The organism is Leptospira ainazelensis (assembly GCF_016918785.1).
Taxonomy (GTDB): domain Bacteria; phylum Spirochaetota; class Leptospiria; order Leptospirales; family Leptospiraceae; genus Leptospira; species Leptospira ainazelensis.
Genome location: NZ_JAFFPT010000025.1, coordinates 16,695 through 28,488 on the forward strand (window position 1 = coordinate 16,695; position 11,794 = coordinate 28,488).

Genomic DNA, 11,794 nt, shown 5'->3' on the forward strand with positions numbered 1-11,794 from the left:
GGCGCGTTTCAAATAAAAATCGAAAGTAATATTAGAATTATCAAATTCTTCTATTGAAGTGTCTCGGCTGGAGTCCGGTTCGATCCGGAAAAAAATCAAACTTGGAGAATCCAATGTTTTCGTTAAACTCCAGTCTTTCCCCGGAAAAAGACTCACAAAAAATCAAATCTCCTCCCGGTTCTTACGGCTTCTTTGCGCTTCGTCACTTATATCGAATGCGAAGAGACATCATCGGATTCTTCCAAGACATGAAGAAAAAACACGGAGACGTCGTTTTGTTCGGAATCCGTAAAACGAGAATTTTTATGATTCAGAGTCCGGAAGACATTCGTCACGTTCTTCAGGAAAACAGCGGTAACTATCATAAAAGCGTATTCTATGATGAATTGAAAAGAATCCTCGGAAAAGGACTTCTCACCTCCGAAGGAGATTTTTGGAAAAAGCAGAGAAGGCTGATTCAACCGGCGTTTCATCGTCAGAGAATATCAGAATTTACTCATATTATGGCGGAAGAAACACAGAACATCTTTCAAGAATGGGAATCCAGACAAAAAAACGGAACTCTCCGAGTCGATCTTTCCGAAGAGATGATGAGACTCACGTTTGCGATCGTAGGAAAAACCTTGTTCCGCTCCGACGTAAAAGAATATTCCGAAATCATCGCGAAGAACGTAGAGATCGCGATGCAGGAAGTCACAAAACGATTGACGATGGTTTTTCCACCTCCGATTCACTGGCCGCTTCCGGGAAATCGAAGACTGAGGAATTCGATCGAATCTATGAACGAAGTCATCTATGAATTGATAGATCAGAGAAGAAAAAATCCTTCCAACGATTTGATCAGCATGCTTTTGGAAATTCAAGACGAAGAGACCGGTGAAAAGATGAGCGTTGAACAGGTTCGAGACGAAGCGATCACACTTCTTCTCGCGGGACATGAAACAACTGCAAACGCGCTCACTTGGGCTTTTTATCTTTTATCAAATCATCCGGATGTATTTTCCAAACTCAAAGCCGAAGCGAAGAATGTTCTGGGAGATAAAATTCCATCTTTGGAAGACGTCGGAGCCTTGACCTATTCGAGAATGGTTTTGGAAGAATCGATGCGTCTTTTTCCGCCGGCTTGGACCGTCGAACGATCGTCCCTAGGTTGGGACGAGGTCGGGGGTTACAAGGTTCCTCCGGGAACTAACGTTTCGATTTGTATCTATTCGATTCACAGAGATCCGCGTTTTTGGACGGAACCCGAAAAGTTTTGGCCTGAAAGATTCTCCGAAGAAAACTCGAAAGAAAGGCCCAAATATGCCTACATCCCGTTTGGCGGCGGTCCGAGAATGTGTATCGGAAACGTATTTGCGATGACCGAAGGGATTCTCATCCTAAGCATGATCGCGAGAAAATACGATCTAAAGCCCGTTCCAGGACATAAAGTCGAATTGGAACCTTTAGTCACATTAAGACCGAAACATGGAATGTTGATGGATCTGGTTTCCACTTGACCTATACTTCCCCGGAATAGACTCTTTATCTGGAGTCTATTCCCATGGAAAAGGAAATCCGCAAACGACTGGATCAAGTAAAGGAAAAGGGTCATCAACGGCTCACGGTACTTTTGATCCCTCATGGATTCGATAAATCATTTCATTTTCAAATATCGGTTTTTACGATCTTCTTCTTATTCAGCCTTTTGGTTTCGATCTTAGGAATTGCGGTCTTCGGAATCGTAAAATACAACAATACCAGAAAACAAATCAACGCTCTTGCGCAGGTTTATGGTAAATACTTCGACGAATACATCGAATACTCCGAACAGTTGGAAGGCGTTCAGGACGACTTTCTGGCTCTTACGGAAAGTTTGGAAGAAATCTATTCTCTTGTCGACGGAGAGAGAGACGAGATGTTAAAACTTCCCGATGAGTCCGATATCGAAACGATCGCTCTCGCAGAATTAAAAACTGAAGAAGCCGCCGATAAGGACTTGATGTTGGGAAGAAGTTATCTCTCCGAAATCTACGGCTATCGCACCGCAAGAGTTTATATGGATAAACAGCGACCTTTGATGGACAGCGTTTACGACTTTCTCAATTCAAGATACGATATCATGGACGCGCTTCCTTTTGGAGAGCCTCTTTATTCTTATAACCTGACTTCTTACTTCGGAACAAGACGTTCGCCTACAACGGGTTATATGGAATATCACGATGGAATCGATCTTGCGAATGTTCCGGGAACTCCTATCTACGCGACTGGGAACGGTAAAATTCACCGCGTGATCTACTCGAATCGTGGGTACGGAAATCATATCGTCATTCAACACGCAAACGGTTATTTTTCCCTTTTCGGTCATTGTACTAGAATTTTCGTAAAAGACGGACAACAGATTCGAAAAGGAAATTTGATTGCAACGGTCGGATCCACCGGAAACGTCACGGGTCCGCACTTACACTATGAAGTATGGCTTGGAGAATCCAATCGTACCGATCCGATGGAATTCCTAAAAGTTCCCGTTTATTAAACCCGATTCAAATTCGATATGGCAAAGAAAAAAGAGACTGTGGACAAATCTCTTTCCGAGAAAGAGGCTAAGAAAGAAATAGCCGGTTTGATGGAGGAAGTTCGCCTTCATCAGCATTCTTATTACGTAAAGAATCACGCTACGATTTCCGATTTTGAATTCGATAAACTTTTTCGTCGATTACAGGATCTCGAAGAACAATTTCCTCAACTCAAAGATCCGGCGAGTCCGACCTTGGTTGTCGGATCGGACTTGGATAAGGACTTTGAAAAGTTCCAACACAAACTTCCAGTTCTTTCTTTGATCAATACATATAACGACGAGGAACTTTTGGATTGGGTAAACAAAACCGATCCGGAAGGAATCTACTCAGTGGAATGGAAGATCGACGGAGCCTCGATCGTATTATATTATGAAAATGGAATGTTGCAAAACGGCGTAACAAGGGGTTCCGGAGGAATCGGAGACGACGTAACCGATAATATAAGAACGATCCGAAATATCCCGCTTCGTTTGCCGGATACGACGAGTGTGTATTTGCGAGGCGAAGTTTTTATGACCTATAAAGACTTCGAAGAGTTTAACGAGCTTTCTTCCGGTAAATACGCAAATCCGCGAAATCTGGCCGCAGGATCGATCAAACAGAAAAATTCTTCGGATACCGCAAAACGACCGCTGCGAATTTTTACTTATGACGCAACGTTCCCGAACCAAACTAAGAAACTGAAAACCCACCAGGAAATTCTTTCTCAGTTGGAAAGGCTGAAGTTTCCTCTGGCGCCGGATACAGTTTATGTGACCGGTTCTAAGATCGCAAAGACGATCAAGGATTTTAAAAAGAGAAAGGAAACTCTTGGTTTTCCAACGGACGGACTTGTCATCAAACTGAATGACATTTCAAAGAGAGAAGCTTTGGGTTATACTTCCCATTCTCCGCGTTGGGCTCGCGCTTATAAATTCGACGCCGTGATGAAGGAAAGTAAAATCGTAGATATCACTTACGCGGTCGGTCGTACGGGGAAGATCACTCCGAGGGCTGAAATCGAACCGGTCAACCTAGCCGGGACTACGGTTACGTTCGCCACCTTACACAATCAAGACTATATCGACGAACTCGGAGTCGGAATCGGTGCACTCGTAAGAGTCGCCAAAAGAGGAGAGATAATTCCCGCTGTGGAAGAGGTCGTAACTCCGGGCGAGGACGTTTTCAAAATTCCCGATCGTTGTCCTTCCTGCAATACGAAGACGATCAAAAAAGACGGTTTAGTTGATTTGTTTTGTCCGAACTCGGATTGTCCGGATCGGGTTAAGAATGGAATCATCTTTTTCTGTCAAAGAAAACAAATGGACATCGAAGGACTTGGTGACAAACAAATCGAATTTTTATACGATCATGATTACATTCGATCCATTGCGGATCTATACGAACTGAAAGATAAAAAAGAAAAACTGATGGAAGAAGAAGGTTTTGGAGAAAAGAGCGTATCGATTATCCTGAAGGGAATCGAAGAATCCAAACAAAAAGACTTTCGTTTTGTTCTTCCTTCCATCGGTCTTCCCGAAATCGGCCATAAAGTGACCGAACTTTTGATCGAACACGGAATCGATTCTATGGATCAAATTCTAACAATCGCTAAGGATTCAAAGAAAATCGAATCGTTGCTGGAAATACCCGGTATTGGCCCTTCCACGGTTCAAGCGTTTGGGGAGAATTTTGTAGATAAGAAAATTCTAAAGTTGATTGAAAGACTGAAAAAATCCGGACTCAAAATGAAAGCGGATCCGATTCGGGTCGCAGATCGCCAACCTTTCGCCGGTCAGTCTTGGTGTGTGACGGGTTCATTTGAAAACTTTCAGCCGAGAGATAAGGCCATGGATTTGATCGTCTATTACGGAGGAAGAAAGGTAAGCGCCGTGAGTTCTAAAACGACTCACCTTTTGGCAGGTCCGGGGGCCGGATCTAAATTAGAAAAAGCGAATGAACTTGGAATTGCCGTCTATGATGAAAATCAGTTTCTTGATCTATTAAAATCGGAAGGAATTGATTTTAAAAATACGATTTGAGTTTCCCCTTCTTTGGAAAAAGCCTGGTTTATTTTCTCGTTCGATATCGTTTCTCTCTTTCTAGAAATAGATACTGATCTTCCGATTAAATTACCGTTCCACCTTTTCAGTTTTAAAATTTTTACTTACTATTGTTTCAAAATGAAGAATCGGGTTTTGTTCTAAAAATCGTTTCCTCATTCTTTTTAAAATCGAAGTCCGTTTTAATTTCTGAATCGGGACGATCGGCTGGTTTCGGGAAGGGTTTTCTCGATTTGTTTCAATACCGCTTCTCGAATCGATCTTTAGTTTTCGCAAAAATCTCCTTTCCATGTTGTAAAACCGACTTTTGTCGGTTTTATTCTTTTTTGATTTAATGTTCATTTTAAAAAAATGAACATTCGTTTATTCTGTTTCAATTTAAACGAGTTTCACAAAAAGAACTTGATAGGCTGACTTCGATTTCTATTCTTTCTGCCGGAAGAGAATATTCTTTCTTTAAGGGGAACGGTTTTGGAGACTGAATTGAAATATTTATATGATCTGCTGGAACGTTCGGCGCGGCGTTTTCCTAATAAAGAAACGTTTTGTAAGAGAACTGCGAATGGGATTCAAGGAAAAACCTTTTCCGCTCTTAAGGACCAAGTCGACGCTTTGACTGCGGGTCTTATCGCCGAAGGAATTACAAAGGAGGATAAGATTGTTTATCTTTGTGATTCGAGCGTAAACTGGTTTTTGGCGGATTTGGCGATCATCAGCTCCGGCGCGGTTTGTGTTCCGAGAGGAACCGACGTCGTTGACGAAGATATTCTCTATATCGTCAACCATTCCGAAAGCAGATACGCTTTGGTTCAGAAGGAGAAAGACAAGGCTCGACTCATCCAGCTCGCTCCTCAAATTCCAGGAATCAAAAAAGTATTAGTTTTAGAAGATGAGAATGGAGAACTGAAGTCAGGATCCGATAGTGTTCTGAGTTTAATTCAATCCGGAAGGGAATATCTGAAAAGTCGTCCGAACGCGGTCCGCGATCGTTTGAAAGAAAAGTCTTCGGATGATCTTGCGACTCTTATCTATACATCCGGAACAACAGGAGCTCCAAAAGGAGTGATGCTCAATCAAACCGGTTGGATTTCGGCGATTGAAAAAGTCGTTCGTTTCACGGGTCTGACCTCGGAGGATTCAGGAGTCAGTTTGCTTCCGCCTTGGCACGCGTTCGAGCGAGCGATCGAATATTGCACCGTCGCACTGGGAGCTACATTCTTAATTTCTAATATTACGTCTTTAAAGGACGACCTTCGCGATTTTCGTCCGACTTTATTCCCGTCGGTTCCTAGAATTTGGGAATCTCTTTACAACGGAATCATGACCAAGGTTTCCAAGGAATCTGCGTTTAAAAGAGTTTTGTTTCATTTCTTTTTGAAAGTAGGAATGATCTGGTCGCTTAACAAATCGATCCTCTTTGGATACGACTTTCAAATCGAAAGACCTAAGTTTTTCAGAGATATTACGAGAAGACTCTTTGCCCTTTCTAAGCTCGCGTTTCTATCTCCGCTCAAACTTTTTGCGATTCTAATCTTTTCCTCCGTTCATAAGGCTCTGGGGGGAAGATTGCGGGTCTCCGTATCGGCGGGCAGCGCGCTTCCGAGCATCGTAGACAAATTCTTATCCGCAATCGGCCTTATCGTACTCGAAGGATATGGTATGACTGAGACTTCTGCCGTGACCTCGGTTCGGAATCCAAAAAAACCTTCGCCTGGTACGGTCGGAGTTCCGGTGGAAGGATATGAGTATCGTTTGAAAGACGAGTCCGGTAATCCGATTCCGAAGGGAAGTTCTAAAAAAGGGACGCTCTGGCTCAAATCCAAACAAATTCTTATGGGATACTATAAACGTCCCGAACTCAACGAAGTCGTTTTTGACAAAGACGGTTTTTTTGATACGGGCGATATCATGCGCGTGAATTACAGAGGGGAACTTTCCTTTGCGGGAAGAGCGAAGGATACGATCGTTTTGGCGGGAGGTGAGAATATAGAACCGGTTCCGATCGAAGATCAACTTCTCAATTCTCCATTTATCAATCAGGTTATGGTTACGGGACATGAAAGCAAACATCTTGTTGTGTTAATTGTGCCGGATTTTGATAGAATGAAAACTGAGGTGGAAGGAATTCCAGAGGATCCGGCGGAGTGGAATCAAAATCCAAAGATCCGTGAAGTTTTTAAGAAAGAAATTTCAACGAGAATTTCTCGAAAAGGCGGATTTAAAGCTTTCGAATTGATTCCACAAAACGCTTTTTATGTGGTTCCTCGGCCGTTTGATCCCGATAAGGAAATGACTCGGACCTTAAAAATGAAACGAAACGAAATATTAGAGAATTTTAAAAAAGAAGTAACGGAGTTAACCAAGTAACATGCTGTTTTTAAACCCATATTTAGAAAGTGAAGACAGAGATTTTTATATTACGGTAAAGGAATTCGCGAAAGAAAGAGCGCTTCCTACCGTGGAACAAAGAGACGAGGATTGCACTTGGGATAACGAACTCTGGAAAGAAATGGGGAGCATGGGCTTGCTCGGAATTCCTCTTCCGGAGCAATACGGAGGACAAGGTGGAACCTGTTTTCAGTGTTGTTTGGCGCAAGAAGCGTTTAACGCCGGTTCGCTGGATTCCGGTTTTGGTCTTTCTTGGGGCGCTCATATGATCATCGGAACCCTTCCGATTCTTTTTCAAGGAACCGACGCGCAGAAAAAAAAATATTTACCGAAACTCGCTTCCGGCGAGTGGATCGCCGGTCTTGGTTTGACCGAGCCGGATTCCGGATCCGATGCCGCTGGTATGAGAACGTTTGCCGAAAAAACGCAGGGCGGTTTTATTATCAATGGAAGCAAGATGTATATCACGAACGGTCCGATCGGCCAAGTGTTTATTATAATGGCACGTACTACAAAGTCTCGCGGTCCGATGGGAGTTTCCGCCTTTATCGTAGAATCGAATATGAAAGGATTTCGAGTTTCCAAAGTTTTAAAAAAGTTAGGCCATAATACATCGACGACTGCGGAACTTTCCTTTGAAGATATGTTTGTTCCCGAAGAAAATTTGCTCGGTCCTCTCAACTCCGGTTTTTTAAGAATCGGAAAGGCCACCTTAGAATGGGAGCGAACCGTTCTTCTCGCGGCTTTGATGGGTGGAATGGAATACTCGATCGAGAGTTGTTTACAATACGCTTGGAATCGGCATCAGTTCGGGAAACCGATTCTTTCTTTTTTTGCGATGAAGGAAAAAATAGCAAGGACTTGGGCTTATCTTTGCGCGGCAAGAAGAGTGATTTATTTTGTAGCTCGCAAAAAAGATTCCGAACCCGATGTAAGTCTTCCTATGGAAAGCTCGATCGTAAAAGTTTACGCTTCCGAAGTTTCCGAAGAAGTCGCTTCGGATGCGGTTCAGATTTTCGGCGGAATGGGATATATGAGGGAGGTTCCGGTAAGTCGACTTTACAGAGACGTTAAACTTGGAACTATCGGCGGCGGAACCTCGGAAGTACAAAGAAGTATTATTTCGGCAAGTTATGGCGGTTATGATAAATTTAAGAATATCATCGAAAGCGCCGTTTCCGAAAAAACTAGAATCGAATCCGAGAAAAAAACGAAAAATACTCCCGTTGCAGATCTGATTTCCAAACTGGACAAACTCATTCAAACCGTTGGGGAAAATCCTGAAAGAAAAAAAAGACAACCTTTAGAATTCGGCTTCGCGGATCTTTTGACGCTGACTACCATTCTTAAATTGAGCGTTTGGGACTTGATGGAAGACAACAATCACTATAAGGTTTCGGATAAGGAAAGAGACATTCAGATTCTTGCATATTATTTGACCGCGCGTTATATTCGAGGAATCGGTTATCTTAAAGAATTGGATCAAAACGGCGTGGCTGATCTTCTAAAAGCTTTCGGGAGCTTGACGGTCCCGGAAAAAGAAATCGAAAATTGTATCGATTTTTTAAAAGAAGGGATTCTCGGCGCCGCTGCGGTTTCTGCCTAAATAAACGGAGAATTTTGAATGTATCAAAAAGGGAAATCCTACAAAGAAATCCAAATCGGCGATAAGGCGAGTTTTTCAAAGACGATTACGGAAACCGACATTTATCTTTTCGCAGGAATCAGCGGGGATTTTAATCCGCTTCATGTTGATGAAGAATATGCAAAAACTACGATGTTCGGAACCAGAATCGCACACGGAGGTCTCGCCGCTTCCTTGCTTGCTCCGGTTTTAGGAATGAAACTTCCGGGTTTGGGAACCGTCGCCCTGGAAACCGTAACTAAGTTTCGTAAACCGGTTTATCCCGGCGATACGATTACATGTACAGTGGAAGTAAAATCGAAAGTCGAAAGATTAAAAATGGTAGAGATGAAAATACTCTGGACCAACCAAAAGGGCGATACGATCGGAAAAGGAGAATGTAAAGTTCTTCCACCCGAGTCGAATTCTTAATTTTTAAAAGCATCAAAAAGAACCCAAAAGGCAAATTCATGAATCCTGTTTTACTAGGCATTAGCGATTCGGTCGCAAACGATTTTCCGGAAGAATATAAGGAATGGTCCGGCGAAAAAAAAGTATTAGAACATTATAAAAAGTCAATATCCGATCTTTTACAATTTTTAGAAATGAAGCCGGAACTTCTTCAGAGTATTCTTACTGATTTTGTCAGCATCGAACCGGCTTCCTTGGGAAAGTCCGGTTACGGACATAGTGTACGGATAGCCAATGAACTAGGATATACGGGTTTTCGTTCTCATTTGATAGATTTGGGCGGTGCGAGCGTGACCGGCGCCATCGGACAAGCTAGGACCATTTTTCAATCCGATCCGGAGGCGGTGATTTTGATAGCGGCTGCGGACATACCCAAATCCGCATTCAAACAGGTTTCCGATCTGAAACGATTGAACGAAACGGTTTGTCATCCGATCTTTGAACTCAACTACGGGGCGACATTGATCGCTATGTACGGACTTCTTATGAAAAGAATGATGTTCGAACACGGCATCGCTCAAAAAGATCTGGAAGAGATCACAAAAAAATTCCGATCCAATGCGATTTCCAACCCAAGGGCGAGCGTTTATCAGCAAGAGATTACCGAAAAACAAATTTCTCGAACGATCGCAGATCCGTATTCCACTCCTATGATCGCGATCGTTACCGATCACGGTTTTGCAACCTTGCTCATGTCCGAAAAAAAAGCGAAAAAACTACAGTCACAAGGAAAACTAAAAAAGGACTTGGATCCGATGTATCTCATCGGAGCGGGACACGCGGCCCATTCCGAATACTTTATGCTGAAAGGCGACTTTGCAACACCGGCAGGATTGGCCGGTGAAATCGCATTCGCTTCCTCTGGAATTCAAAGAGAAGACATCGACTACGCTTGGATCTATGATTGTTTTACGGGAATGGTGATTCTTCAATCCTCCGAGTATTTCGGATTATCGAAGAAAGAAGTTGCAGAAACTCTCAAAAACGGAGAGCTGCAATTTAAAAACGGGAAAAAAATTAAGATCAATGAAATGGGAGGAATTTTAAATTACCAAGCCGCTATGTCTATGTCTGCGGCTACCGGACTCATTGATCTTGCCGCACACTATGGATTGTATTCTCGTGAAGTGCCCAATATCAAAGTTACGCGGCCCGAAAAATCGCTATTGGGAGGAAACGGAGGTGTGGACAGCATCAACTCGGTTGCGATTTTCTCTTCCAAACCTTCGAAACTAAAAGCTAAATCGGCGAAACGACCTAAACTCTTTTTGAATCAAAACGGCGCAAAGGAAAACGAGGTCGGTACGGTCTTTTCTTCTACAACGGTCAACATGAACCCCGGTTCTTTTACAAAAGCTCCTTATTCTTTGGCGCTCGTAAAAATGAAATCCGGAAGATATGTAATGGTAAATGCATATAATAAGAATGGAGAACTCTTAAAAACGGACCAATTGCTGGAAATCGATCGTTCGAAATTAAAAATCGTAAGTGAAAACGGTTTTTTGAAAGGAATTTTATCTTGAATTGAAAGAAATTTTCAAGATGATAAGTCAGTACATTTTCCGAGAATCCGCAAAGAAAAACCAGTCAAAAGAGTGTTGTTCTTTGAGGAGATCTAAATCGAAAAGCTGATTCTAAATTCAAATGCAATTGTGGAAAGTTATTCATCGGATTTCAGTATTGGTTATTTTTTAGCATTCTTCAAATACAAACTCGCTAATTCGAACCAAGGATGGATGAGAGACAGCTCGCTTAGGAAACGGATCGAACTAACTATGCATATTAAGGCTGAGAATATACAAACGGGCCAGATTCGGATCTTTAACGGATCGGACTTGATTTTAATTCCTGATTCTTCCAATGAACAAGAAGGAACCATGTTTCTTCACGGAAGAAGGGTCGAAAATTGTCTGAATCTCCGAAAATACTCCACGTTCTTTGTTGTTTCAGATTCTGTCTCCAAAACCGGATTTCCGGAAAAGATCAAATTGCAAGAATTCGGTCCGGACGGATCCGTGATCGAAATTTCAGAGAGCAAAATGGACTGTTATCGTGTGATGGGAATATTTTTGGAGTAAGTTCACTTTCTGCTGGATTCGATCCGTTGTATTCATAGAATCCGTATCCACCATTCTTTTCCGAGGGGAATTCATCATGGTCCAAAAGAAAAAGACCAAAGTCCAAAAAGCGGCTCCGAAAAAAAAACGAGCTCACGTATCTTCCTCCGTAAAAAAAAACGACATCCGTCTTTCGGATATGGTAGATTTAGCCGCAGAGGAATTCGTGAAGACGATTGAAATTATGGCGAAGCTTTCAACCGGCAGTCGAACGAAATTAAAAAACTCGATCAAATCGGCGGCGAAGCAGATCCTTCAGGGGAAATAGAAACGATCGAAACGTTTCGAATTTCTCTCGAAGAATTTTACATTCGAGTTCGTTTATTTCTTAAAATCGAATCGCTATTCAGAAACGTATAAATCGATTCGTATGTTTTCGCTCATTTGCTTCCATTCCCAAGAAAAAAAGCGTGCCAAAATATATTTCCTTTTTTTTAAAAACAGTCAATTTATTTCCAAAAAAAGAAAACACCGGAAAAAACTTTTGGAAAAAAATTTCCAAAAAGATTCGATTTTTTTTAGGATTTGTAGTCAACTGTAAGTATGGAAAACTTATTTCTGATTACCTTACTCTTCTTAATTCTCTTTGAGCAG

At 42.2% G+C, this 11,794-nt stretch carries 9 protein-coding genes; all 9 read left to right on the top strand.

The window, feature by feature from the left end:
- Positions 1-113 precede the first annotated feature (113 nt).
- Complete coding sequence (locus JWG44_RS06255) at positions 114-1,499, top strand: cytochrome P450 (RefSeq protein WP_205274116.1); 1,386 nt, start codon at positions 114-116, stop codon at positions 1,497-1,499.
- 44 nt (positions 1,500-1,543) lie between these two features.
- Entirely contained in the window at positions 1,544-2,515 is a 972-nt protein-coding gene (locus JWG44_RS06260) for a M23 family metallopeptidase (RefSeq protein ID WP_205274117.1), read from the top strand.
- Positions 2,516-2,533: 18 nt separating this feature from the next.
- Complete coding sequence (ligA, locus tag JWG44_RS06265; protein ID WP_205274118.1) at positions 2,534-4,579, top strand: NAD-dependent DNA ligase LigA; 2,046 nt, start codon at positions 2,534-2,536, stop codon at positions 4,577-4,579.
- A gap of 492 nt (positions 4,580-5,071) precedes the next feature.
- A complete protein-coding gene (locus JWG44_RS06270; RefSeq protein ID WP_205274119.1) occupies positions 5,072-6,967 on the top strand; it encodes an AMP-dependent synthetase/ligase in 1,896 nt (631 codons plus the stop codon).
- 1 nt (position 6,968) lies between these two features.
- A complete protein-coding gene (locus JWG44_RS06275) occupies positions 6,969-8,594 on the top strand; it encodes an acyl-CoA dehydrogenase family protein (protein WP_205274120.1) in 1,626 nt (541 codons plus the stop codon).
- 18 nt (positions 8,595-8,612) lie between these two features.
- Positions 8,613-9,044 carry a MaoC family dehydratase gene (locus tag JWG44_RS06280; protein WP_205274121.1) on the top strand — a complete coding sequence of 144 codons (432 nt, stop codon included), beginning with the start codon at positions 8,613-8,615 and terminating at the stop codon, positions 9,042-9,044.
- Positions 9,045-9,082: 38 nt separating this feature from the next.
- Positions 9,083-10,606, top strand: coding sequence for a thiolase C-terminal domain-containing protein (locus tag JWG44_RS06285; protein WP_205274122.1), 1,524 nt, complete (start codon positions 9,083-9,085; stop codon positions 10,604-10,606).
- A gap of 252 nt (positions 10,607-10,858) precedes the next feature.
- Positions 10,859-11,161: a hypothetical protein gene (locus JWG44_RS06290; protein WP_205274356.1), complete on the top strand. Its 303-nt coding sequence runs from the start codon at positions 10,859-10,861 to the stop codon at positions 11,159-11,161.
- A gap of 76 nt (positions 11,162-11,237) precedes the next feature.
- Positions 11,238-11,468 (top strand): hypothetical protein, encoded by a 231-nt coding sequence (locus JWG44_RS06295; RefSeq protein WP_205274123.1) that lies wholly within the window; start codon positions 11,238-11,240, stop codon positions 11,466-11,468.
- Positions 11,469-11,794 lie beyond the last annotated feature (326 nt).